The organism is Pseudomonas sp. S30, assembly GCF_016518545.1.
Lineage (GTDB): Bacteria > Pseudomonadota > Gammaproteobacteria > Pseudomonadales > Pseudomonadaceae > Aquipseudomonas.
The window spans coordinates 97423-121652 of the sequence record NZ_JACVTO010000010.1; the positions used below are offsets into that span (position 1 = coordinate 97423).

General features: G+C 65.1%; 22 protein-coding genes and 1 tRNA gene. 12 read left to right on the forward strand and 11 right to left on the reverse strand.

Annotation, left to right across the window (positions count from 1 at the left end; all coding sequences use genetic code 11):
- The first annotated feature begins 34 nt into the window (after positions 1 to 34).
- Positions 35 to 1924, forward strand: a complete 1890-nt coding sequence (locus IAE34_RS13205; RefSeq protein ID WP_200139403.1) for a propionyl-CoA synthetase — start codon at positions 35 to 37, stop codon at positions 1922 to 1924.
- 43 nt (positions 1925 to 1967) lie between these two features.
- On the opposite strand, the gene zapE is transcribed toward IAE34_RS13205, so the two are convergent.
- Both zapE and IAE34_RS13215 read right to left on the reverse strand, forming a co-directional pair.
- Positions 1968 to 3038 (reverse strand): cell division protein ZapE, encoded by a 1071-nt coding sequence (gene zapE / locus IAE34_RS13210; RefSeq protein WP_200139404.1) that lies wholly within the window; start codon positions 3036 to 3038, stop codon positions 1968 to 1970.
- A 107-nt stretch (positions 3039 to 3145) separates the two neighbouring features.
- Complete coding sequence (locus IAE34_RS13215) at positions 3146 to 3388, reverse strand: hypothetical protein (RefSeq protein WP_200139405.1); 243 nt, start codon at positions 3386 to 3388, stop codon at positions 3146 to 3148.
- 282 nt (positions 3389 to 3670) lie between these two features.
- Between IAE34_RS13215 and IAE34_RS13220 the strand changes: the two genes are divergently transcribed.
- A tRNA-Gln gene (locus tag IAE34_RS13220) sits at positions 3671 to 3745 on the forward strand.
- A 94-nt stretch (positions 3746 to 3839) separates the two neighbouring features.
- On the opposite strand, the gene IAE34_RS13225 is transcribed toward IAE34_RS13220, so the two are convergent.
- The 3 genes from IAE34_RS13225 to IAE34_RS13235 are packed head-to-tail and all read right to left on the reverse strand — an operon-like array spanning position 3840 to position 9006.
- Positions 3840 to 6230 (reverse strand): hybrid sensor histidine kinase/response regulator, encoded by a 2391-nt coding sequence (locus tag IAE34_RS13225; RefSeq protein WP_200139406.1) that lies wholly within the window; start codon positions 6228 to 6230, stop codon positions 3840 to 3842.
- Between the two features lie 11 nt (positions 6231 to 6241).
- On the reverse strand, positions 6242 to 6703 hold the full coding sequence (locus IAE34_RS13230; RefSeq protein WP_200139407.1) for a response regulator: 462 nt from the start codon (positions 6701 to 6703) through the stop codon (positions 6242 to 6244).
- A gap of 23 nt (positions 6704 to 6726) precedes the next feature.
- A complete protein-coding gene (locus IAE34_RS13235) occupies positions 6727 to 9006 on the reverse strand; it encodes an ATP-binding protein (RefSeq protein ID WP_200139408.1) in 2280 nt (759 codons plus the stop codon).
- Between the two features lie 236 nt (positions 9007 to 9242).
- Between IAE34_RS13235 and IAE34_RS13240 the strand changes: the two genes are divergently transcribed.
- From IAE34_RS13240 to IAE34_RS13270, 7 genes are all read left to right on the forward strand, one after another.
- Entirely contained in the window at positions 9243 to 9752 is a 510-nt protein-coding gene (locus IAE34_RS13240) for a Csu type fimbrial protein (RefSeq protein WP_200139409.1), read from the forward strand.
- Positions 9753 to 9792: 40 nt separating this feature from the next.
- The gene (locus tag IAE34_RS13245) at positions 9793 to 10326 is read left to right on the forward strand and encodes a Csu type fimbrial protein (RefSeq protein WP_200139410.1); all 534 of its coding nucleotides are present in this window, start codon (positions 9793 to 9795) and stop codon (positions 10324 to 10326) included.
- A gap of 63 nt (positions 10327 to 10389) precedes the next feature.
- A complete protein-coding gene (locus IAE34_RS13250) occupies positions 10390 to 10881 on the forward strand; it encodes a Csu type fimbrial protein (protein WP_233631141.1) in 492 nt (163 codons plus the stop codon).
- Between the two features lie 9 nt (positions 10882 to 10890).
- Positions 10891 to 11388, forward strand: a complete 498-nt coding sequence (locus tag IAE34_RS13255; RefSeq protein ID WP_200139494.1) for a Csu type fimbrial protein — start codon at positions 10891 to 10893, stop codon at positions 11386 to 11388.
- Between the two features lie 47 nt (positions 11389 to 11435).
- A complete protein-coding gene (locus tag IAE34_RS13260) occupies positions 11436 to 12215 on the forward strand; it encodes a fimbrial biogenesis chaperone (RefSeq protein ID WP_442793211.1) in 780 nt (259 codons plus the stop codon).
- Positions 12216 to 12279: 64 nt separating this feature from the next.
- Positions 12280 to 14619 (forward strand): fimbria/pilus outer membrane usher protein, encoded by a 2340-nt coding sequence (locus IAE34_RS13265; protein WP_442793213.1) that lies wholly within the window; start codon positions 12280 to 12282, stop codon positions 14617 to 14619.
- Between the two features lie 8 nt (positions 14620 to 14627).
- Positions 14628 to 15605 carry a Csu type fimbrial protein gene (locus IAE34_RS13270; protein ID WP_200139496.1) on the forward strand — a complete coding sequence of 326 codons (978 nt, stop codon included), beginning with the start codon at positions 14628 to 14630 and terminating at the stop codon, positions 15603 to 15605.
- A gap of 18 nt (positions 15606 to 15623) precedes the next feature.
- On the opposite strand, the gene IAE34_RS13275 is transcribed toward IAE34_RS13270, so the two are convergent.
- From IAE34_RS13275 to lpxO, 4 genes are all read right to left on the reverse strand, one after another.
- Positions 15624 to 16772 (reverse strand): M14 family metallopeptidase, encoded by a 1149-nt coding sequence (locus IAE34_RS13275; RefSeq protein ID WP_200139413.1) that lies wholly within the window; start codon positions 16770 to 16772, stop codon positions 15624 to 15626.
- A 74-nt stretch (positions 16773 to 16846) separates the two neighbouring features.
- Entirely contained in the window at positions 16847 to 17362 is a 516-nt protein-coding gene (locus IAE34_RS13280) for a DUF4880 domain-containing protein (protein ID WP_200139414.1), read from the reverse strand.
- 429 nt (positions 17363 to 17791) lie between these two features.
- Positions 17792 to 18277 (reverse strand): transcription elongation factor GreB, encoded by a 486-nt coding sequence (greB, locus tag IAE34_RS13285; RefSeq protein ID WP_200139415.1) that lies wholly within the window; start codon positions 18275 to 18277, stop codon positions 17792 to 17794.
- A gap of 146 nt (positions 18278 to 18423) precedes the next feature.
- Positions 18424 to 19323: a lipid A hydroxylase LpxO gene (gene lpxO, locus IAE34_RS13290; RefSeq protein WP_200139416.1), complete on the reverse strand. Its 900-nt coding sequence runs from the start codon at positions 19321 to 19323 to the stop codon at positions 18424 to 18426.
- Positions 19324 to 19516: 193 nt separating this feature from the next.
- Between lpxO and thpR the strand changes: the two genes are divergently transcribed.
- Positions 19517 to 20065, forward strand: coding sequence for an RNA 2',3'-cyclic phosphodiesterase (gene thpR / locus IAE34_RS13295; protein ID WP_200139417.1), 549 nt, complete (start codon positions 19517 to 19519; stop codon positions 20063 to 20065).
- Between the two features lie 15 nt (positions 20066 to 20080).
- Here the strand turns inward: thpR and IAE34_RS13300 are convergent, their stop codons facing one another.
- Complete coding sequence (locus tag IAE34_RS13300) at positions 20081 to 20986, reverse strand: AraC family transcriptional regulator (protein WP_200139418.1); 906 nt, start codon at positions 20984 to 20986, stop codon at positions 20081 to 20083.
- Between the two features lie 180 nt (positions 20987 to 21166).
- Between IAE34_RS13300 and IAE34_RS13305 the strand changes: the two genes are divergently transcribed.
- On the forward strand, positions 21167 to 22219 hold the full coding sequence (locus IAE34_RS13305) for an NAD(P)-dependent alcohol dehydrogenase (protein WP_200139419.1): 1053 nt from the start codon (positions 21167 to 21169) through the stop codon (positions 22217 to 22219).
- A gap of 199 nt (positions 22220 to 22418) precedes the next feature.
- Positions 22419 to 23627, forward strand: a complete 1209-nt coding sequence (locus IAE34_RS13310; protein WP_200139420.1) for a sugar transporter — start codon at positions 22419 to 22421, stop codon at positions 23625 to 23627.
- 3 nt (positions 23628 to 23630) lie between these two features.
- Here the strand turns inward: IAE34_RS13310 and IAE34_RS13315 are convergent, their stop codons facing one another.
- A complete protein-coding gene (locus IAE34_RS13315) occupies positions 23631 to 24215 on the reverse strand; it encodes a LysE family translocator (RefSeq protein ID WP_200139421.1) in 585 nt (194 codons plus the stop codon).
- Positions 24216 to 24230 lie beyond the last annotated feature (15 nt).

A 24230-nucleotide genomic window follows, 5' to 3' on the forward strand; every position in this document is an offset into this window, starting at 1 on the left:
TCCTCCATAACAACAACTACAGGGTTGCGCACCCATGAATTATGAGCACAGCTATGCCCAGTCAATCGCCGATCCCGCCGAGTTCTGGCAGCGGCAGGCCGCATCACTGGCCTGGTACCGTTCGCCCACCCAGACCCTGCAGCCCCAACCTGATGGCACGCATCGCTGGTTCGCCGACGGGCGCCTGAACAGTAGCTACCTGGCGCTGGATCATCAGGTCGCACAAGGGCGCGGCGAGCAGGTCGCGCTGATCTACGACTCGCCGGTGACGGGCGTCGCCGAGCAGTTCACCTACCGTGAGTTGCTCGACGAAGTGGCGCGTCTGGCCGGGGCGCTGCGCGCGCTGGGCGTAGGCAAGGGCGATGGCGTGGTCATCTACATGCCCATGGTGCCGCAGGCCGCCATGGCCATGCTGGCCTGTGCGCGCATCGGCGCCGTGCACTCGGTGGTGTTCGGCGGCTTCGCCGCCAACGAGCTGGCCCTGCGCATCGACGACGCGCGCCCGAGCCTGGTGCTCACTGCCTCCTGTGGCCTGGAATTCGACCGGGTGATCGACTACCTGCCGCTGGTCGATCGCGCGCTGCAGCTGGCGCGTCATCAGCCGCGTCATGTGCTGGTCCTGCAGCGGCCTCAGGCGCCCGCGCAGCTTTCGCCAGGGCGGGATCTGGACTGGCAGGCCACCGTGGCGAGGGCCGAACCGGTCGAGGCGCTGCCTCTGGATGCCGGCGATCCGCTTTACATCATGTACACCTCCGGCACCACCGGCAAACCCAAGGGGATCGTGCGCGAGAACGGTGGCAATGCCGTTGCGCTGCGCTATGCCATGCAGCAGATCTACGGCATGCAGGCCGGTGATGTGTGGTGGGGCATTTCCGATGTGGGCTGGGTGGTGGGGCATTCGCTGATCGTGTATGGCCCGCTGATGTGTGGCTGCACCACGGTGCTGTACGAAGGCAAGCCGATTCGCACGCCGGATGCGGCGGCGTACTGGCGAGTGATCGAGCAGTACCGGGTGAACGCGCTGTTCTGTGCGCCCACCGCCATGCGCGCGATTCGCAAGGAAGACCCGGACGGCGCGCGCCTTCGGGATCACGACCTGAGTTCGCTGCGTCAGTTGTTCCTGGCCGGCGAGAAGCTCGATTCAGCCACCCATCGATGGCTGGAGCAGGTCACCGGCAAGCCGGTGCACGACCATTGGTGGCAGACCGAAACAGGCTGGCCGGTCACTGCCCCCTGCGTGGGCCTGGCAGGCAGTGCGGCGCGGCCGGGGTCGAGCAATCGCGCGGTGCCTGGCTACCATGTCCAGGTGCTGGACGACGAGGGCCGGCCAGTGGCGGCGAACGAGCAAGGTGCCATCGTCATCGCACTGCCGTTGCCTCCCGGTTGCAGCCAGACCTTGTGGGGCGACCATGGGCGCTACCTGCAAGCCTATCTAGAGCGCTATCCGGGTTACTATCACACCGGTGACGGTGGCTACCTCGACGAGGAGGGCTTCGTCTACATCATGGGGCGCACCGATGACGTGATCAACGTCTCCGGTCATCGGCTGTCGACCGGTGAGATGGAGGATCTGGTGGCGCAGCACCCCGCCGTGGCCGAATGCGCCGTCATCGGCGTTCATGACGACATCAAGGGGCAGGTGCCGCTGGCGCTGGTGGTGCTCAAGGACGCGCAGACCATTACCGAGCCACAGCTCCAGGACGAGCTGGTGGCGCGTATCCGCGAGGGTATCGGCGCGCTGGCTTGCCTGCAACGGGCCAGAGTGGTCAAGCGGCTGCCCAAGACCCGTTCCGGGAAGATCCTGCGGGCGGTGCTGCGCAAGATCGCCGACGGCCAGGCGTACGTGCCGCCCTCCACGCTGGATGACGGGGCGGTGCTCGCAGAGATCGAGGCCGTACTGGCGGACCTGCCGCGGGCGGGATGAGTCGGCCAAGTGCGCTGTGCCCGCAGTGACGCACCGGCAGCGCTCAGCCGCTGGCGCAGTGCTGCTGCAACTGCCCCAGCCGGCTGCGGGTGCGCATCAGGTCAGCTACCGTACCGCCCAGGCTCTCGGCCAGGCTGTGCCTGGCCAGCACCAGCAGGCGCTTGTCCTGGTCGTAGAGCACGTCGACCAGGTTGACGAAGCGTTGCTGGGCGGCCAGGGAACTGTTCGCCAGATCGTCCAGGCCGTCGAGGATCCAGTCATCGTAGCGCTCGGTCAGGGCCAGGTAGTCGATGACGGCGGTGGGGCGCTCGCAGAGGTCTTCGAAAGCGAACATGACTTGCCGCTCGGCACTGTACAGCGCTCTGAGCGGCCGCCTATTGATTTCCAGTTGCACGGGCTGCGGCGAGGGAACGCCGAGCGCCTGGCGCTGCGTCGAATCGGCCGGCCACGCGTAGCAGCCCTGAGTGAAACGTTGTTGCTCGCAGTGTGCTGGCAGCGTGCGGAAGTCCACGTCGCCGCCGACCTCGAGCACCAGCATGCGTGTTTCGATCAAGCGAATCACAGGCTCGAAACGCTCGTGGTACAGCGGATTGGGCAGCAGACCTTCGGGGGCGTAGTTGGACGTGAGCAGCACGAACAGGCCGCGCTCGAACAGCGCGCCGAACAGCCGAGTCAGCAGCATCGCATCGCCGATGTCATGCACGTGGAATTCGTCGAAGCACAGCACCTGGCAGTCGCCGATCAGTTCATCGAGGGTGACGCCCAGCGGATTCGACTGGCTGCGGTGCCGGTGCATGCCCTGATGCAGCCTGCCGAAGAAGTCGTGAAAGTGCAGGCGTTTCTTGCGTTCGAGCGGCACGGCAGCGAAGAAACCGTCCAGCAACCAGCTCTTGCCCCGGCCCACGGAACCATGCAGGTAGAGGCTGCGAGCCTCGCCTCGGGCAAGCCGGGCGAGCTGCGCGGCCATGCAGTCGATGACCTGTCGCTGACCCTCGCTGAGGCTATAGTCACGGGCCTGTGCCAGCTTCTCGAAGTGTGTGAGCAGCGTGGTATCGGTCGGCGAAGCGCCAGGCTTGGCGAGGTGACGCAGGCGGGCAGGTATCCAGGCAGGCAAGGCGGTTGCTCCGGTATTCAAGGGCTGACGCAGCTTGCGTGAGCCTGCGTCGTTTGACCAGTCTTGAATGGGTGCCTTGGCTATCGCTACAGGAGATGGCTTGGGGTTCAGGCCTTGCGCTCCAGTTGCCGCTCGATCATGAACTTGACGCTCAGGCGACGCTCCTTCAGACGACGCAGATCCTCATCTTCGAAGTTGCCGGCAGAGATGGCCTCAGCGGCGAGTACCTGGTTGTCGATGTCGACGTAGTCGTCCAGCAGACGGTCTAGGGCTTTGTCCTGCTGACGGCGCTGTTGCACGATTTCCCGAGGATAATGCAGGTCTTGATAGAGATCATGTGAAACTGGCATGGCGCCCTCCTTGTAATGCGCAAGTGATGGTTACTTGCTTGGAATGGGCAATGGCCATTGTGTTGAAGCGAAGCGGAAAAAAACCGATAAATGGTCATCGCTCGAATCAGCTCGGGCAGTGGATCGCCAGAGCGGCGAGTAACCAAAGGATCGCTTTTGGTTCGGACCAGTAACTTGCTGTTTTTCGAGTATTTTTTTTGAATCAGGGCTTCCCATGCGCGCAACCGGTTGGTATAGTGTCGTCCATTCCAGCACAGCAGCACTCGCAGCTGTCAGCGATACAGGGGCGTCGCCAAGCGGTAAGGCAGCAGGTTTTGATCCTGCCATGCGTTGGTTCGAATCCAGCCGCCCCTGCCATTTTCCTTCGTTGATCGAATCATCCAGCCGAGCCATCGGACTGGAATTTTTTCGTTTGCGCTCGAAAAGCCTGGCGCGCCGAAGCGCGCCGTTCTCAGGCGTGGACGCTGGCCAGAAGCTCGGTCAGGGCGCGCGTCAGCTCCTCGGCCTGCACCGGCTTCTGCATGACCAGGCTGCCTGGCAGGTCGAGGCCCTCGAGTTCGGCATAACCCGTCAGGAACACCACGGGCAGCTGCGGGTAGCGCTGGCGTGCGGCCCTGGCCAGCTGGGCGCCGTTGAATTCGGGCATGGCGAAGTCGGTGAGCAGCAGGTCGATATCCTCGTCGAGCAGGGCCAGGGCCTGTTCGCCGCTATGGGCCTGGCGAACCTGGTATCCATACAGCCGTAGCACGTCCCCGACCATGTCGCGCACCAGATGATCGTCGTCGACCAGCAACACCACACGGTCGTGCCCGCTCAGCGAGTTGGCTTGGGCCAGTGCCACGCCTACGGGCTCGCTCACGTCTACCTGCTTGACCGCCGGCAGATAGACGCTCACGCGGGTACCGACCTCGGGCGTGGTCTCGATGCGTACTCCGCCGCCAGACTGTTTGGCGAAGCCGAAGACCTGGGCAAGGCCCAGCCCTGAGCCCTTGCCGATGTCCTTGGTGGTGAAGAATGGCTCGAACACCCGGGCAACCACGTCCTCGCTCATGCCGCACCCGGTATCGCGGATCGACAGCATCACGTAATCCCCAGGCTCGGGATCTTCGGGGCGTTCGGCGCGCACGTCCACGTGCGTGTTGCGCGTCGACAAGGTCAGCTGGCCACCAGTGGGCATGGCATCGCGTGCGTTGATCGCCAGGTTGAGGATGATCATCTCGGTCTGGGTAGGGTCGGTCAGGGCTTGCCAGAGGCTGTCGTCCAGCTCCAGGCGCACCGAGATATTGCCCCCCAGGGTGCGGCGCAGCAATTCTTCGAGACCGCTCAAGGTCCGGTTGAGATTCAGCGGCACCGGTTCGAGTCGCTGGCGACGGGAGAAAGCCAGCAGCTGCGAGGTGAGCTTGGCGCCACGCTCGCCTGCCTCGCGCACATGCTTCAGGCGACTGCGGGCCTTGTCCAGGTCGCCCTTGACCAGGTCGCGTTCGACGAAACTGGTACCCGTGAGGATCACCGTGAGCAGGTTGTTGAAGTCGTGAGCCACCCCGGCGGTCAGCTGACCCACCGCTTCCAGGCGCTGCATCTGCTGCAAGGCGGCTTCGATGCGCTCGCGCTCCAGGATCTGATCGCGCAGGCGACTGTTGGCCTCGGCCAGCCCCAGGGCGGATTCACGTTCGCTGCTGATGTCCCGGGCGACCACGTAGAGCAGGGTGTCTTCCGGCACCACTACCCAGGACAGCCAGCGCTGCTGGCCGCCAGCATGCTGGATACGGCCGACGAAACGGGCGCTGGTGCGGCCATGGGCGAGTGCGGCCAGCTCTTCGAGAAAGGCCTCCTGCTCGCTCTCGGGCAGCAGATGAAGAATGGACGTCTGGCTGAGGCGCTCGCGGCTGATGCCCAGTACCGCCTCCCAGGCGGGGTTCAAGGCCACTGGCGTGAGGTCCTTGTTGAGAACCGCCAGCAGATCCTGGGACAGCTCCCAGGCACGGTCACGCTCGCGCGTCCGGCGCTCCACCCGTTCGCCAAGCATCTCGTTGAGCTGCTTGAGGGCCTGGGTGGCCTGGCGCTGCGGATGGATATCCTGCAGCACGCCGGAAAAGCGCACACAGCGTCCGTCGACGAATTGGGTCTGGCCGGTGGACAGCAGCCAGTGCGGCTCCAAGGGGCTGTTGCGGGTGGTACGAAACTCGGCGCGGTAGTGGCCGTCACTGTCCGGCTGCATGGCCTCGGCGACGGCTTGTCTGACCAGTGCGAGGTCGTCCGGATGGATGCCGTCATAAAACACGTCCAGCGTCATTTCGGTGGCCACCGGCAGCCCGAACAGGGTCTTGCAGCGGTCATCCCATACCAGCAGGTCTTCCTGCGGGCGGTAGTCCCAGGTGCCCATGCCGGCCGCATCGATGGCGATGCGGGCGCGCGCCTCGACATCGGCCAGGGCTTCCTCGGCACGCCGACGGCGCTGACGCTCCTGAACCTCGGTGAGCGCGCGCCGCACGGCCTTGGGCAATAGCGGCAGGTTCTTCTTGAGCACGTAGTCGGTGGCGCCGAGGCGGATCATCTCCACCGCGTGCTCCTCGCCATAGATGCCGGAGAGGAAGATGAACGGCACATCGGGCGCCAGGCGCTGGGCGATCGCCAGGACATCGGTACCTGAGGAGCCGGGCAGCACGCAATCGCAGAGGATCAGGTCGAAATTGCCGTCGCGCAGCGCATTCTCGACGCCGGCATGGTCGAAGACCACGTGCGACTGCACCTGGAAGCCGCTGCGCTCCAGGCGCATCAGGCTCAGTTCGGCGTCCATGGAGCTGTCTTCGACCATCAGCAGGTTCAACGCGGTGGACTGCATCGCGTGCGCCTTCAGTTGCTGCCGCGGCGGTTCAGACGCAGCGAGCCGGGCGGAGGTTCGTTGAGTACGGCCCAGAAGATCCCCAGATCCGAAATGGCGGCGACGAACTCCTTGAATTCGACGGGCTTGACGACGTAGGCGTTGACGCCCAGCTCGTAGGCGCGCAGCAGGTCGGGTTCCTCGCGCGAGGAGGTCAGCATCACCGTCGGGATGCTGCGCAGCTCCGGGGTGTCGCGCACTTCCTTGAGCACTTCGAGGCCGTCGACCTTGGGCAGCTTGAGGTCCAGCAGCAGCACCGCGGGATTGCCGTCGTCGCGGTCGGTGTAGGCATTGCGGCGCAGCAGGTAGTCGAGCGCATCGGCGCCATCGCGCAGCACGATGACTTCATTGGCCAGCTGGCTGCGTTCCAGGGCCAGGAGCGTCAGCTCCAGGTCACGAGGATTGTCTTCGACCAGCAAGATCGGTTTGAGCATGATGGGTACTGTTACCTCAGGTGTTAACGGATGACGGGCAGGGCGAAGTGGAAGGTGGCGCCCTTGTCGACTTCTCCCTCTGCCCAGACGTGGCCATCATGGCGCTCGATGATGCGACGCACGCTGGCCAGTCCGATGCCGGTGCCCTCGAAGTCCTCCATGCGGTGCAGCCGCTGGAAGACGCCGAACAGCTTGCTGGCGTAGGTCATGTCGAACCCCACGCCGTTGTCCCGAACGTAGATCTCGACCGTGTCCGGGTGCTGGTGCACGCCGATCTCGATATGAGCAGGCTGACGTCCGCGGGTGTATTTGATGGCATTGCCGATCAGGTTCTGCAGCACCAGATTGATGAATGCAGGGTCGGCGATGACCTTGGGCAGCGGTTGGACACTCCACACGATTTCGCGGTCGGCGTAGTCCGGCGCCGACTCCTGACGGATGTTCTCGACCAGTGCATTGAGGTCGACGTCGGAAAGGCGCAGCGCCGAACGGCCCATCTGCGAGAAATTGAGCAGGTTGTCCACCAGCGAGCCGGCGAAATGCGCAGCCTCGCCGATGTGCTTGAGGAAACGCTGACCGCGTTCGGACAGGCCCTGGCCCTCGACTTCGCTGAGCAGCTCCGAATAGCCGGCGATGTGTCGAAGCGGTGCGCGCAGGTCGTGGGAGACGCTATAGGAAAACGCCTCGAGCTCCTTGTTCGAGCGCTGCAATTCTCCACTCAACTGGGCCATTTCCTCGGCCTTGCGCAGCACGATGCCGAGCACGGCGTTGCGCAGCTCGGACGCACCGTCGATCACCAGTGGATCCCAGGGTGCGCAGTAGCCGCGCACCACTTCATGCCAGGCCTCGAAGCTATGGCGCGGACTGAGGCTGCCGTGGGCGCCGATTTCCTTGAGCGGACGTCCCGCCCAGTCTACCGTGCGCACCTGCTCCGGGCGGAACCACAGCAAGTAATGGGAGTGGATCTGCGAGATCGGCATGGCCAGCAGGCCGCCTGCATAGCGCGTGAGTTCCGGAACCTCGGGGATATCGCGGCCCAGGTTGTCGGTGCAATATACGGCGTCGTCACCCCGGCGCGACAGCCATTGGACCAGTTCGTTGATCACCGCTTCGGTCGGCGTGGTGCCGATCAGGTCGCAACGCTCGGCGCTGATGATCGCCGCGCCGCTGGCGCTGGCGAAGTCGAGGAAGACGTCAGGCAGACTTTGCAGGCCATCGCTGACGCTGTCGTAGTCGGCCATGGCCGAGAGCATGTGGACGATGCGCTGGCGCAGGTCGAGCAGGGTACGGGTCGAGCTGTGCGCCTCATGGGCTTCGATCTGCAGCGACAGCACGCTGCTCAGCAGCTCACAGGCCGCACGGGTGCGAAAATCGACCGCACGGGGCTGCTCATGATGGCAGGAGATGAGCCCCCAGAGTGCGCCTTCGACCACGATCGACAGCGACATCGATGCCAGGGTGCCCATGTTGCGCATGTATTGCAGGTGCACAGGCGAAACGCTGCGCAGGGTCGCGAAGCTCATGTCCAGGGGCTGACCGGTGCGCGGGTTCAGAGCAGGCACCAGTGGCGAGGGCTGGTAGTTGGCATCTTCGATCAGGCGGATGCGGTTGATCCGATAAAGCTCGCGCGCCTGGCGCGGAATGTCCGACGCGGGGAAGCACAGGCCCTGGTAGCGGGGATAGCCGTCTTCGGCCTCTTCGGCCAGCACCTGACCATTGCCCTCGGCGTCGAAGCGATACGCCTTGACCCTGCCGAAGCCGGTGATGCGCTTGACCTGCTGTACCGACTCGCGCAGCAGTTCATCGATGGTCCTGGCTTGCTGGAGGCTGCTGACGAATGCCCTCACGAAGGGGTAGTAATCATCCTGTTCGCTGCGCCCGTCGGTAGGTGTACAGGGCTCGAACTCGGCGATCAGCACCTGATCGTGGCGATGCGCGAGCAGGCGCAGGCAATCGGTCCAGGGTGCGCCATCGCGCAGGTTCACGTCGCCGATGTGAAACGGAAAGATCTCGTCTTCAGGCAGGCGTGCGAACTGCTTGCTGGCGTCGAAGCCGCTCTGCATCAGCTCGGGGAGTGCCATGCCCAGCAGTTGATCGGCGGGCAGGCCCAGCCAGCGGCTGGCGTTCTCGCTGACCTGCAGAATGCGCAGATCGTGCTCGTCGAGTACCAGCATGAAACCGTGGGAGCGGATGCTGCCGGGAATCTGGATGGGTTCCTGGGCACAGCGCTCGACGGCTTGATCGAAGACATTATCAGCGGTGGTCAAGAAAAACTCTCCCGTCGTGGCCACACAGCTGGCCATAGGCGTCTGCGCAACAAGGTATGTACTGCCCAAGGTAACAGAAAGTCAGCGGTTTCGCCGGAGTCATGGCCATTGGAGGGTGATGATTCGGGTATGTTCTACATGATAACGAAATTTGTACAGCTGTCTCGTCCATAGGGTTGGCTTGGCGTCGCGGCCTAGCGTGATCGGACCCTGATGCTACGCTCAGATGTACTTCAGGACACGGGAAAGGACATCCAGTGAAACGAGTTGCCATGGCGACGCTGATTGGCCTGCTGGCCGCGGGCGCGGCGGCCGGGGCGGATTTTCTGGTCGAGGTCCGTGTGCAGGTGCAGCGCGGTTGTCTGCTGGTGAACCCGCCCCGTGAGGCTGGCGCGCAGGCTGTGGGTCTGATCGACCTGGGCAGCGTTGCGCGACTCGACGGTCCTGGCGCGCCGCTGGCCGGCAGGCTGTTGAGCCAGCGTCCTCCGCGGCTGGAGTGCAACCCTGACACTGCCTATCAGGTGCGGATCGATGCCGGTCAGCACGGCGGCGTCGGTGAAACTCGCTACCTGGGTGCCAGCGGCAGCGCTCGACCCATCCCTTACCGATTGTTTCGCGATGCCGCCTGGCGCCTGCCGGTCGGGGTCGACGCCGCGCAGGCTGCACGGGTTCCGGACAGCGGTTCGGTTGAACTTCCCCTTTATGCCCGCATCGACCCTATGGATTGGGTACCCAAGGCCGGCTTGTACACCGACCTGATCAAGGTCACGGTCATCTGGTAGGGCGCACATCTTCTTTATCGGGCAAGGATGCACCGACGTGATGAATCGTACTTCTTTCATGCTGTTGACCTTGGGCCCGCTGCTGCTGCCGAGTACCACCGCACAGGCCAGCAGCAGCGGCTTCATCCAGGCCCGCCTGGTGGTGAGCAGTGCCTGCCAGATCAGTCGCGACCAGCAGCCGGCCAGCCTGGACAACCCCGGCCTGATCGACTTCGGCGCCCACGGCCCCCGCATCGACGGTCCGTTGCGTACCCGCATTGATGGTGCAGGTGGCCAGGGCAGCCTGCAGATCAGTTGTACCCCTCAGGTGCGGGCATTCAGCGTGCATATCGATGAGGGGCTCAACAGCGGCGGCGGGGTGCGTCAACTGAGCAATGGGCGCGAACTGATTCCCTATCACCTGGCGGTCGATCCGGGCGGCAACAACCGCTATGTGGTCGGCGAGCCGCGCAGCTTCCGGGTGCGCAGCACCGAGCAGATTCCAATTCCGATCTACGGCGTGGTCATCGCCCCGCAGCGCGCGCTGTCGGCCGGCCTTTACCGCGACACCCTTCGAGTAACCCTGGACTGGTAACACGCAAGGAGATTTCCAATGGCATGCTTATCGATTCGTACCCTGTTCATTCCCGCGCTGTTCATGGCCCTGACGCCCGAGCTGCAGGCGGCGACCGTCACCGGCACGATGAACTCCACGCTGACCCTCACATCGGCCTGCCAGGTCAATGGCGGCGCCGGCACCTCGGGGCTGAACTTCGGTACCCTGGACTTCGGCACTCAGGATGCGCTGTTCGCCACCGCCAACGGGCAGGTGCTCGGCGGCGCCGGCGGTGCGCTGAACATCCTGTGTTCGTCAGGTACCGTGCCGGCGATCCGGGTACGCGCCGGCACCAACGACGGCGCTTCCACCGGTGGTACTCGCGCCCTGGCCGATGGCGCCGGTAATTTCGTGCCTTACGATTTCTACACCGATACCGGGCGCACCCAACTGCTGGCCATCGACGGCACCCTGACGCTTCCGACCAGCACGGGCGCGGCGCAGACCGTCGAGCTGTATGGTCAGGCGCGCGGCAAGGCCGGCTTGCCGGCGGGGGTATACATCGACACGGTGGCGGTCGAGTTGACGTTCTGAACCATGGATATGCCACTTCGGGCCTGTCTGGCCAGTGTGCTTCTTGGCTGCACGCTACCGACCCTGGCGGCGACCACCAGTACGTTCCAGGTCGATGCGCAGATCCTGGCTGGCTGCCTGGTGGTGGGTGGCACGAGCAGCGTGGGCGTGCTCGATTTCGGCACCCGCTCGGCATTGTCCACGGCCACGGTGAGTGCCGCGCCAGGGGGAACTCGACTGGCCCTGCAATGCACGCCGGGTGTGGCGCTGACCATGAGTCTGGACGGCGGCCGCAACAGCGACGCGGGGCTGCGCCACCTGCAACGCAACGGCGGCAGTCAGCGGGTGGCCTATCAACTGTACGCCGACGCCGGATTCACCACGCTGTTGGGCATTGGCGCGAGTGTGCCGCTGGTCTATGGCGACCCCACCGCGATTGCGCTGCCGATTCACGGGCGCAGCCAGTTGCCAGGCAACGTGCCGGCGGGCCTCTACACCGATGTGGTGCAGGTGACGCTGAGTTGGTAGCGCTGTTGCGCAAGCTGCACGACCATCACAGGGAAGGGACAAGTGCTATGCGAGCAAGGATGAACGGTGTACGAGCAGTGATACTGGCCGCGTTGCTCGTGGCGAGTCTGCCGGCGAGTGCGGCCACCTCGGTGCTGATCTGGCCCATCGATCCGGTGCTGGAATCGGATCAGAAAGCGGCGGCGCTCTGGCTGGAAAATCGCGGGACGGCACCGGCCAGCCTGCAGATCCGGGTCTTCGCCTGGCATCAGGACGACTTCAAGGAGCATTTCCAAGCGCAGCGCGACATCATCGGCAGCCCGCCCATGGCGACTTTGGCTCCAGGCCAGAAGCAACTGATCCGTCTGACTCGCACCGGCAGCACGCCGGTCGGTCAGGAGCGGGCCTACCGCATCGTCATCGACGAGATCCCTTCACCAGCAGCGCCGGATGGGGCTGGGGAAGGGCCGAAAGCGGCCATCCGCCTGCAAATGCGCTATTCGGTGCCACTGTTCGTCTACGGGGAAGGCCTTCGCGGCAAGCAGGATGCCGATGCCAGCCGCAGCGCTGCCAAGGCCGGCAAGCCGCTTCTGAGCTGGAGGCCGGTGACCGTGCAGGGCAAGCCCTATGTGGAACTGCGCAATACCGGGCCGGCCCATGCACGGTTGACCGACGCCGTGCAGTCTCGAGGCGGCCGCTCTACACCGTTGGTCGAGGGTCTGCTCGGGTACGTGCTGCCAGGCGCCCGGATGCGCTGGCCGTTGCCTGAAGGGCTTGGTGCGGATGCCGAACTGCGGGCGCGCATCAATGGACAGGAGAGCGCCCAGCGTATCGAACGGGCGCAGTGAGCGATAGACGAAGCGACACCGGGGCCAGGGAGGGCCCACCCATGGATGGAAGACGTGTGTGAGGTTGGGCTGGGCGTACCGCCACGGTCGCTGGCTGGGCCTGTTGTTGTGGGCGGCAGGGCTGGCGCTGGCCGACGACCTGCCGCCGCTGCCCAGCGAGCGCGAGGCGCTGAGCGAGGCGACCCTGTACCTGGACCTGCTGGTGAACCAGGTGCCCAAGGCTGAGCTGGTGCCGGTGCAGCAGCGCGAGGGGCATCTGTACCTGAGCAGCGAGGCGCTGCGTGCGGTCGGGGTGCAGCTGCCGGGCGATCCGCAGGGAGAGCTGGCCCTGGAGCGGATCTCCGGGCTGCAGGCGGACTACGACAGCCAGAACCAGCGCCTGCTGCTTCAGGTTCCGCCCGGCTGGTTGCCCGGCCAGCGCCTGGGTGTGGCGCAGCGCTATCCGGCCGAGCAGGCCCGCAGCAGCTTCGGGGCCTTGTTGAACTACGATCTGTACGTCAACGATACCGATGACGGCGGCAGTTACCTGGCCGCCTGGAACGAGCTGCGGGTGTTCGATGACTGGGGCACGTTCGCCACCACCGGCCAGTGGCGCCAGCCGTTCGGCGCTGCGGCCGGCGGCGCCCGGCGCGAAGGCTTCCTGCGCTACGACAGCACCTGGCGTTTCACCGACGACACGCGTCTGATCAGCTATGAAGCCGGCGACCTGGTCACCAACGCCTTGCCCTGGAGCAGCGCTGTGCGTGTCGGCGGCCTACAGGTCTCGCGTGACTTCGCCGCGCGACCGGACCTGGTGACCTATCCCTTGCCGGCCTTCTCCGGCGAAGCGGCCGTGCCGACCTCGCTGGACCTGTTCATCAATGGCTACAAGGCCAGCAGCAGCGAGCTGCAGCCCGGTCCCTACACGCTGACCAACGTACCCTTCATCAACGGGGCTGGGGAGGCGGTGGTGGTCACCACCGACGCCTTGGGCCGACAGGTCTCGACCACCCTGCCGTTCTACGTGACCAGCAGCCTGCTGGCCAAGGGCCTGACCGACTTTTCGCTGAGCGCCGGCAGCCTGCGCCGCGACTATGGCGTGCGCGACTTCAGCTATGGCTCAGGCGTCGGCTCGGCCAGTCTGCGCCACGGCGTCACCGACGCCTTGACCTTCGAAGGGCACGCCGAGACGGCGGAATCCATGGCGCTGGCCGGGCTGGGCGGCAATCTGCGACTGGGTACGATCGGCGTGCTCAACGTGGCACTGGCGCAGAGTCGGCTGGAGAGCGACGGCGGCCGCCAACTGGCCTTGGGCTACCAGTACAGCGGCCAGCGAGTGGGTTTCAACTATCAGCGTATCCAGCGTCATGGCGACTATGCCGATCTCAGCCGGGTGGACAATCCTTACACCCGCCTGAGCACACGCAGTGAGCAGACGACCCTCAGCTTCAACCTGGAGCGCCTGGGCAGCCTGGGTGTGGGCTACTTCGACGTGCGTGCAGGCGACGGCGCACGTACCCGATTGCTCAATCTGAGCTGGAGCGTGCCGGTGTGGCGCAACAGCAGCGTGTATCTGTCGGCCAACCGCGAGGTGGGCGCCAGTGGCTGGGCTACCCAGGCGCAGTTGGTGATACCGTTCGACAGCCTGGGCACGCTGGCCCTTGGCAGCGAACGCACGCGCAGCGGCCAGGCGCTGCAGCGTCTGAACTACAGCCGCGCGGTGCCGGTCGGCGGCGGCCTGGGCTACAACCTTGGCTACGCCAGTGGTGGCGATCGCGGTGCCTATCGCCAGGCCGACCTGACCTGGCGTCTGCAATCGGTGCAGTTGCAGGTGGGCGCCTATGGCGCCGAGGAACGCCTGACGCGCTGGGCCGACGCCAGCGGCTCGGTGGTGCTGATGGACGCTGGTGTGTTCGCCGCCAACCGGATCGACGATGCCTTCGTCGTGGTCAGCACCGACGGCTACCCGGACGTGCCGGTGCGCTACGAGAATCAGCAGGTCGGGCGCACCGATCGCAACGGCCATCTGTTGGTGCCCTACAGCAGCGGCTACTACCGCGGCAAATACGAGATCGACCCCATGGAGTTGCCGGCCGATGTCATGGCCCAGACTGTCGAACAGCGGGTGGCGGTGCGCCGTGGCAGTGGCTTCCTGCTGACATTCCCCCTGAACCAGGTGCGCGCGGCCAGCCTGATACTGGTCGATGGCGCTCGCCAGCCGCTCAAGCTCGGCAGCCGTGTGCAGCACCTGCGCACTGGGGCGGTCGCAGTGGTGGGGTGGGACGGCCTGGTGTACCTGGAGAATCTCTCGGTCAGCAACCGCCTGCGGGTGACGCTGCCGGACGGGGCCGGGTGCGAGGTCGCCTTCGATCTGCCGCAAGACTCGGTGACGATTCCGTTGATCGGTCCGCTGGAGTGTCGATGATCCCAAGGATGACGCTGCGACGCCTGGTGCAGGCAGGCGTGCTGCCGGGCCTGTGCAGCCTCGCTGCGCCTGCCTGGGCGCTGTGTTCGCTGGGCGCCACGACGCCCTCGAGTTTCGGCACGCTCAACTCCACGCTGGTCCGCTCGAGTGCCCAGACCGCGTCCAGCACCAACGCAGGCCTGTCGTGCAGCGGTTCATTGCTGTCGCTGCTGACCGCCAGCGACCATTTCTATGTGACCATCACCTCGTCGCGCAGCGGCTTGACCGGGGCCAACGGGGACGTCGTCCCCTACACGCTCTACGCCGATGCCACCACCCGTTTCCCCATCACCCGCGGCACGCGTTTCGACTTCGCGCCGGCGGGCATCATCGACGCCCTGGGACTGCTGAACGGCTCCTCGCCCAGGTCGGTGCCGCTGTATCTGCGCACGGTTCCAGGCGCGAACGTGGCGGCCGGGGCCTACAGCGAGACCTTGTCGATCTTCTGGGACTGGAACTACTGTTCCGGCATTGGCCTGGGCAATGTCTGCCTGGGACGCGACATTGGCAGCGGCACCCAGACCCTGACGGTGAATCTGACCGTGAGCAACGACTGCCTGATCGTCAGTCCGCCCATCAGCTTCGGCAGTGCGCCCGTTGTGGCCGGGTTCACGACCGTCAACCAGAGCATCAACGTGGCCTGCACCAAGGGCAGCGCCTATACGGTAGGGGTGGGCGATGGCCAGAACGCTGCCGCAGGTCGACGGCGAATGAAGTCCTCGGCCAACGCCTATCTGGCCTACGACATCTTCAAGGGCGCCGGCAGCGTGCGCTGGGGAACGGCGTCCGGCGCGCGGCGAGCCAGCAGCGAGGCGGACGTCAATCCAGGCACGGGCACCGGCACCGGTAGCCAGGTGTTCAACTACAACGCCAAGGTGTACACCGATCAGGCGACGCCGGCGGCCGGGACCTACCTGGACAGCGTGACCGTGGACATCCAGTTCTGAGCGGTCCTCGCCCAGGCCTCAGCGTAGTTCGTCGACCATGCGTTCCAGGGTTTCCAGCACCGCGCCAGCCAGGGCGGCAGAGCGCGCGCCGGACCAGCCCGTGCGGGCGTCGGGATTGTCGTCGTGGTCCTTGAAGGGCATCTCCAGGGTCAGTGACAGGCAATCGTAGGCCTGGCCCACGGCGTTGCAGGCCAGGGTCATGTTGGCCTGGCCGGGTTGGTCGCGAAGATAACCATGCTCGGTCTGGAAGTCGCGCGTCAGGGCGCACAGCTGGCTGCGAAAGCGCGTCTCCAGTTCGGCGATGCGTGGCGTGTAGCCTGGGTTACCCTCGCAGGCGGCGGTGAACACATGGGGGATTTCCTCATCGCCGTGCACGTCGATGAAGGCGTCGACGCCGTGCAGTTTCATCTGGCTCTGGGCGAAGAACACTTCCGGACTGAGCTCGATGCTGGCGTCCTGCCAGGCGCGATTGAGGTCCTTGCCTTTGAAATTGGTGCGCAGATGACCGTGGAAGGCACCATCAGGATTCATGTTGGGAATCAGATACAAGTCGGCCGCCGCCAACAGGCGTTGGACGCTGGCGCCTTGGGCGGCGAGGCAGTCGATCACGCCCTCCATGAACCACTCGGCCATGTGTTCGCCGGGATGCTGCTGCGCGATCAGCCACAGCTTGCGCCTGGCGCCCCCGCCGCGACTGGCACGCAGCAGGGGAATGTCCCGGCCCTGCACGCTGCGCCCATTGGCCAGCAACTGGACGCCGTCGATCTTCAGGGCGCGCTCGATCAACTGGTTGTGGCGCGCGCGTGGGTAGGGTTCGAAATAGGCGAACCAGGCCTCGGGATGCTCGGCGAGCAGGGTGAAGCTCAGGGCTTTGCCGTCGAATGTGCTGGGCACTCGGAACCAGTGCGCCTGATCGTAGGAGGCGAGCGCGTGATAGCCATCCCAGGCATTGCCGTAGGAGGAGCCGTGGGCGTTGTCCAGGCTGAACTGGTGGCGCTGGCCTGGGGTAAGGCCGCGGGCCCTGAAGTGAAACCACTGGTAGTGGCCGCTGTGGGTGTCTGGCCGGATCGCCAGGTGGACATGGCCAGGATCGCTGGCATCCAGCACCTGAATGTTTCCGGAGTCGAAATCGCAGTCGATCTGCAGTGGGGGTAGCGTCGCACTCATCGCCAGGCTCCTGGGCTTTATTGTGACGCTACTGTACACCTGCGAGCGGGAGGGGACACGCGTTGACGGGTGGGTCAGGCCAGCAGCCCGAGCGCCAGTGCCGCAGCGATGCCCAGCGACAGCACCAGTGAACAGCCGCCCAGGGTGAAGGCCGCGCGTGCGTGGCGGTGCCAGCCGCTGGCACCCAGCTGCGATGCCGGCGTCGACAGCTCGCGCCAGCGCAGCTCGGTTTCCCTGAAAGCCTGCAGGTGTTGCGGGGAGGCATCCAGCCAGCGGCGGAAGTCGATGCGCTCGCAGGTCGTCGCGCGCGGGCTCTGCAAATGCACATACCAGTAGGCGGCCGTATGGTTCGCGTGGGCGCTGCTCGTCAAGCAGGCGCGCAGCGCCTGGAGCAAGTGCTGTTCGATGGCATGCAGGGACAGGTCCAGGCGCTCGGCGATCTGCGCGATGTCCAGTTGATCCACGCGGTTGAGCAGCACGACCTGCTGCACCCGCCGTGGCAGGCGCTTCAAGGCCGACACCAGGACTGCGTCGGCAGGCGAGTGGGTGACGTGGGAATCGTGCTCGAACGGCAGCAGCAGGCGGGTCATGGGCAGCTCCTTGCGCGGGAGGGGAGAGGGGGCATCCTCCTTGATGCGCAGATCAGCTTAATCTTAACGAGATTGATTCTCAAGTGCTGTTTGCGCAAATTGCCAGCGGGTGCATTCACTGCCTGACGAGGCTTTGATATCATGGCGGCCATGAACGCGGTAACCCTTCTTCATTAGCCTGAAGAGCCAAAAAAAATGACCCGGCAAAAAGCCGGGTCAAAAACCGTGATTAGCCTGATGAGGAGATAATCTGAGCGTCCGACCTGAGGACTCCAGGTTATCCAGCCGGTCTCGCGACCTGCTGAGTGCAATAATAATCGTTATCATTTGCCAGTCAATCTTTTTTCGCTATTCGCAGAAAAAATCTTCTCGATCGCTGAATCATTCCCTCAATGGCCGCTGCAGTGGAGTGCCTCGGGTACTCGCAGATCATACGGGTTTCGCTTCTTCGTAGCTGATCCGCTTGATGAACCACAGCGCCTCGCCCGTGGGCGTTTGCACGCTCGCTTCGTCCCCTTCCTGTTTCTTCAGCAGCGCCCGTGCCATGGGCGAGTCGATGGATATGTAGTCGTTGCGGCCGTAGATCTCGTCGTGACCCACGATTCGAAATCGCTTGCGCTCATCGTCGTCGTTGACGATCTCCACCCATGCGCCGAAGAACACGCGACCTTCCTGCTGGGGGGAATAGTCGACGACTCGAATGTCTTCCAGCCGTTTGCGCAGGTAGCGAATGCGCCGATCGATTTCGCGCAGCAGCTTCTTGTTGTACTGGTAATCCGCGTTCTCGCTACGATCGCCAAGGGATGCGGCCCAGGTGACCTTCTGCGTGATCTCCGGACGGTAGGTGTGCCAGAGATGGTCGAGCTCGGCCTTGAGGGCGATGTGGCCTGCGCGGGTGATGATATTGGTGGCCAATCTCGGCTCCTGGTTTGATCGTGTCGGCCCTGTGCCGGCGTTTCCCTTGCAGGACCGGAACCTGGTGGTGCGACGCTTCAGGGTGCGGGCGCCTCGCGAGCGCACGGGGTGAACGGGCACCGCCGCCCCTTCAGCCTCTGAGAGGCTCAGATGTAGATGAACACCAGCACCAGGGCCGCCACCACCGCCCATTTCTCCAGGTAGTAGCGCGTGCGGTTGCGCTTCTTCATCGCCTTGCCGCGTTCGCGGATCTTGTAGATCCGCGTGAACAGGCGATTGATCCCACCGGTCTTGTCGTTGGCATCGTTGGGGGCCGCGGCAGCGGCCATGACGTTGCGGCTGAACCAGCGATTGAAGGCGCTGGCCCAGCGATACTTCAAAGGCCGTTCGACGTCGCAGAACAGGATGATCCGGTTGTGCTCGGTGGTGTTGGCGGCGTAGTGGATGAAGGTTTCATCGAACACCACGGCTTCGCCGTCGCGCCAGGAGTACTTTTCGCCATCGACATCGATGTAGCAGCCGTCGTCGTTGGGGGTCTCGAGCCCGAGGTGGTAACGATAGGATCCGGCATAGGGGTCGCGGTGGCGCACCAGCTTGGCGCCTGGGGGCAGGGTGGCGAACATGGCTGCCTTGACCGTGCCGATGCCTTGCAGCAGCGCGGTGGTGCGCGGGCAGAGGCTCATCGCCGACGGGTGGCTCTCGCCGTACCACTTGAGATAGAAGCGCTTCCAGCCGGTCTTGAAGAACGAATTGAAGCCGACGTCGTCGTAGTTGTCGGACTTCTTGATCTCGCCGGCTTGCAACAGCTGCACGGCTTCCTCACGGATCTCCCGCCAGTGGACCTTCAACGGCTCGAGCTCGGGGAAGGCCTCCACCGGCAGGTAAGGCTTGGCCGGGTGCTTGGAAAACAGATAGAGGAAGCTGTTGACCGGGGCCAGGAAGCTGGAGTGGTCGCCCAGCTGACGGGTGAGCTTGTGCCGCACGCGACCACGCAGGTGGACGTAGGCGATCGAGAGAACGAAGATCAGTACGAGTGCAATTTTCATGGACGATTACTTGTCGAATAAAATGGCCATGCGCCATGGCTAAGCCCGCCAGCATAAACAATCGTAAGCGGGATGTGCACGCATTGTTCAGACTTCACTGATGGCTGACGCGCTGCCTGAACGCCTCCGGCGCTCTTTCGATGCCCGTGAATCCCCGTCATACCCGCCCCATGCCCGTTTCCAGGAGACTCCCATGGCTCAGGACGCCCGCCTCACCGGTGCTCCGTTCAAACGACTGTTCTTCGCGCTCGCCCTTGCGCCGCAGCAGCGTCGCGCACTCGTCCAGTGGCGTCGCCACCTCGAGCTGCGCGCGGGCAAGCCAGTGCCCGCGGACAACTTCCATGTGACCTTGCTGTTCCTCGGTGACGTGGATGCCACTCGAGTGCCGTCTCTGTGCGCCGCAGTGGACGGCCTCGTGCATCCCCAGGCGCCCATACGCCTGCTGCTCGACCGCTTGCAGGTCTGGCGCCGTGCCGGTGCGCTGGTGCTGGAGCCGACCGACACGCCTGCCGACCTGCGCCGACTGGTCTACGCCCTGCATCAGGCGTTGCTGCCGCTGGGCATCGCCGAGCCTGCCCGTGACTACCGCGCCCACCTGACGCTGTCGCGGGATTTCTCCGGCCAGGTGCCGGAGGCGAGCGAGCCGCCGCACTTGCAGCTGATCGCCCGCGGCTTCGGCCTGTACGAGTCGCGCAAGGGGCAATACTCGCCGGTGGCGCAGTGGTCGTGGGATCAGCGCTGAAGCTGCTCGCCCTCGCTAGACGGGCAGGCTGACGTAAGGCAGTTCCTCGCCTGGGCTGCGCGCGAACTGGCGCTTGTACTCGCGGCTGAACTGCGAGGTGCTTTGATAACCCACCCGGTGAGCCACCTGGGCGACACCCAGGCGCTCGCCAACGAGCATCTGCTGGGCCTTGAGCAGGCGCAGGCGCTTGAGGTACTGCATCGGCGCCAGGTCGGTACTGCGCTTGAAATGCTCGTGAAAGGTCGACACGCTCATGTTGGCCAGGCCCGCCAAGGCTTCCACGCTCAGCGGCTCGGCATAATGCTCGCGCAGGTAGGCCAGGGCGGCGCCGATGCGGGCGAAGTGTCCCTGCTGCTCGACCAGCGCCCGCAATACTCCGGCCTGCGGCCCGCGCAGGGCGGTGTAGAGCACTTCGCGAACCCGGCTGGGGCCCAGGACCTTGGCATCGAGCGGGTCCTGCAGGCATTCGAGCAGTTGCTCGACGCTGGCACGCATGGCCGCATCCAGGGCGGCGGAACTCATCGACTGGGGCGTCTGCACCTGCACGCCCGGATCGGGTGGCAGGGCCATCTGCTGCACCAGCTCGCCCAGCACGGTCCGGTCGATGTCCACCGCCACCCCGAGCATCGGCGCCTGGGAGGTGGCGAAGGTTTCGCACATGAACGGCACCGAGAGGGCCTGGATCAGGTAGTGTCCGGCGCCATATTCCAGGGTGCGCGGACCCAGGCGCGCCAGTTTGCTGCCCTGGGCCAGGACGATCAGGCTGGGCTCGTAGATCTGCGGGCTGCTGGCCACGTAGTGGTCCCACGACAGCACGCGCACCTGGGGCAGGTGCGTGGCGACGAAGCCGGGGCGCGAGGCCAGCGCACGGATCAGGGTGCACAGGCGGGCATTGGCATCAACATGTTGGGTGAGGTGCATGGCGGTTCGCAGGCAGAGAATCAGACAGTGCAATGATCGCAGATTGACAGGCTGGCGCCAGGTGGCTGGGGCAACGTTCGGAGAATCGGGCATCGATGCCGGAGAATTCACGATGGTCCTGGCGCGCCGAGGTGCGCACAATGGTTCGCCTGAATCGTTTCAATTCGCGAGGTCCAGAGCATGTATACGGCCATCGGCTATGCCGCCCAGTCTTCCACCGCGCCGCTGGCGCCCATGACCTTCCAGCGTCGCGCGCTGCGCCCCGACGACGTCGCCATCGAGATTCTCTACTGCGGCGTGTGCCACTCGGACCTGCACCAGGCCCGCAATGAATGGGGCATCGCCGTCTACCCGCTGATGCCAGGGCATGAGATCGTCGGTCGCGTCACCGCAGTGGGCGAAAAGGCTGGCAAGTACACAGTCGGCGACCTGGTCGGGGTGGGCTGCATGGTCGACTCGTGCCGCCAGTGCGAAGCCTGCCACAAGGACCTGGAGCAGTACTGCCTGGAAGGTCCGACCATGACCTACGCCACGCCTGACCGCGTCGATGGCAGCAACACCATGGGCGGCTACTCCAGCAGCATCGTGGTCAGCGAGGCCTTCGTCCTGCGCATGCCTGAAGGGCTCGATCTGCCCAGCGCTGCGCCGATTCTCTGCGCCGGCATCACCACCTACTCGCCGCTCAAGCACCACGGCGTCGGGCCTGGCCACAAGGTCGGCGTGCTGGGCATGGGTGGCCTGGGCCACATGGGCATCAAGTTCGCCAAGGCGCTGGGCGCCGAGGTCACGGTGTTCACCCGCTCCCAGGCCAAGGCCGACGAAGCGCGCCGCCAGGGCGCCGACCAGGTGATCGTGTCCACCGACCCTGCGCAGATGCGCGAGGCGGCCGGGCGGTTCGATTTCCTGCTCGACACCATTCCGGTGCAGCACGACCTGAACCCCTACCTGGAAACCCTCAAGTTCGACGGCGTGCACATCCTGGTCGGCCTGATCGAGCCGATCGAGCCTCCCGTGCATGCGGCCAACCTGGTGCTCAAGCGTCGGGTAGTGGCCGGTTCGTTGATCGGTGGCATCGCCGAAACCCAGGAAGTGCTGGATTTCTGCGCCGAGCACGGCATCACCTGCGACATCGAGATGCTCGACATCCGTCACATCAACGAAGCGTTCGAGCGCATGCACAAGGGTGACGTGAAGTACCGCTTCGTCATCGACATGGCCACGCTGAAGGCCTGATCCAGCCGCCATCGCTGGCTGGTCCCTGACGCCAAGGGCGGCCGATGGCCACTTGCCGTGCCGCGCGGTTGTGACACTCGCCGACCGCGCGTACCATGTGCCTCATTCCCCTAACAAGAAAAACCGTGCACAGGCGGCCTGAACCCAGGCCGCCTGCGCGCGTCCTATCGCTTTGCCTGCGGAGAATGCAGTGGCCTCGATGAATGCACCCCTACCTGAATCCCTGCCACCTCCGGCGGGCGGCGGCAGCTGGCTGAGCGTGATCGCGCTGGCCTTGGCGGCCTTCATCTTCAATACCACCGAGTTCGTGCCGGTGGCATTGCTCAGCGACATCGGTCGCAGTTTCGACATGACCACTGCGCAGGTCGGCCTGATGCTGACCATCTATGCCTGGGTGGTAGCCCTGGCATCGCTGCCGTTGATGCTGGTCACCCGTAACGTCGAGCGACGACGCCTGCTGTTGCTGGTGTTCGCGGTGTTCATCGTCAGCCACCTGATGTCCTGGCTGGCGCAGAGCTTCGCCATGTTGCTGGTCAGTCGCATCGGTATCGCGCTGTCACATGCCGTGTTCTGGGCCATCACCGCCTCGCTGGCGGTACGGGTGGCGCCGGCGGGCAAGCAGGCCAAGGCGCTGGGGTTGTTGGCCACCGGCACGACCCTGGCGATGGTGCTGGGCATTCCGCTGGGGCGTGTGGTCGGCGAGGCGTTGGGCTGGCGGGTGACCTTCCTGAGCATCGCGGCCGTCGCCCTGGCGACCATGCTGTGCCTGATGAAGTCGCTGCCCTTGCTGCCCAGCCAGAACTCGGGCTCGCTGCGCAGCCTGCCGATCCTGTTCCGCCGTCCGGCATTGGTCATCACCTACCTGCTGGTCACCCTGGTGATCACCGCGCAGTTCACCGCCTACAGCTACATCGAGCCATTCGCGCTGCACGTGGCGCAGATCAGCGGTGAGCGCACGACCCTGGTGCTGTTGCTGTTCGGCGGCGCCGGGCTGTTCGGCTCCGTGCTGTTCAGTCGCTACAGCGAGCGCTTCCCCCAGGGCTTCCTGCTCGGCTCCATCGGCTGCCTGGCCCTGTGCCTGTTGCTGCTCCTGCCCGTGTCGGGCAGCTTCACCGCGTTCGCCGTGCTCAGCCTGTTCTGGGGGGTGGCGATCCTGAGTTTCAGCCTGGCGCTGCAGTCCAAGACCTTGAAGCTGGCGTCCGACGCCACCGATGTGGCCATGGCGCTGTTTTCCGGTATCTACAACATCGGCATCGGCGGCGGTGCCTTGCTCGGCAGTATCGTCAGCAGCCAGCTGGGTGTGGCGTACATCGGCCTGGTGGGCGGTGCGGTGGCGGTGGGCGGCCTGGTGATCGCCCTGGCCAGCACCGGGCGTTTCCGTCAGGCAGCGACCTCCACTGTGCCGTGAGCCTCAGCCGAGCACTGCCCACCAGGTCGAGACCATCAGCAGCGCAGCCAGCAGCTGATTGAAGCGCCGCGAGGCCGAGCCAGTGCCGAGCCAGCGTGTACTGCCCACGCCCAGCAGGGCCCAGGCGCCAAGGCAGGGCAGGGCGATGAGCAGGAACACCAGCGCCAGTTGCCAGACCGGTGTTCGTGGCGTGGCGAACACCCCGATCACGGCCACCGCCATCAACCACACCTTGGGGTTGACCAGTTGCAGCGCTGCGGCACTCGCGGCGCTCAGGTGTCGCTGCGCCGAAGCGCTCACCGGCTCGCCGGCGGCCTTGAACAGTCGCCAGGCCAGCAGGCTCAGCCACAACGCCCCGGCCCAGCCCATCGCTTGCTGCGCCAGGGGGTGGCGCAACAGCAGGTCGCCCAGCCCCAGCCCTACCAGCCAGACGATTCCGGCAGCCGCCGAACAGGCCGCCAGGATCTGCAGCACGCTGGCGCGCAAGCCGTTGTGCGCACCGTGGGCGAGAATCAGCAGGTTGGTCGGTCCGGGACTGATACTGGCCACCAGGGCGAAGAGGGCGAAGGGCAACAATGACGACGACATGGGAGGGTTCCTTGA